General features: G+C 61.0%; 1 protein-coding gene. It reads right to left on the bottom strand.

Annotated features, from left to right (window positions below):
- A partial coding sequence (locus AAEZ08_RS23145) for an alpha/beta fold hydrolase (RefSeq protein ID WP_500125211.1) occupies positions 1–259 on the bottom strand: 259 nt, incomplete at both ends.

The raw sequence follows: 259 nt of genomic DNA, 5'->3' as shown, positions 1-259 counted from the left end.
GCCCAAAGCGCCGCGCAGGCGTTCGAGCTCCTGGGACAGGTGCGGAATGTCACCGACGGTATTTTCCAGGATCAGGCTTTTAAGCGCGTCAGGATAGTGAATGGCGTACTCGATACCCAGCCAGCCGCCCCAGGAATGGCCCAACACGTGCACGCGGCCCAGGCTGAGCGCCTGGCGCACAGTTTCGACTTCCTCGACATAACGGCCGATTTCCCATAGGGAAATATCGGTGGGTCTGGCTGATGCGCCCGTACCAAGC

This window comes from Pseudomonas sp. E45-MNA-CIBAN-0222 (assembly GCF_040310405.1).
Classification (GTDB): domain Bacteria; phylum Pseudomonadota; class Gammaproteobacteria; order Pseudomonadales; family Pseudomonadaceae; genus Stutzerimonas; species Stutzerimonas stutzeri_AC.
Note: the sequence above shows the minus strand (reverse complement) of the source record. Positions and strands in the feature narration are given on the sequence as shown.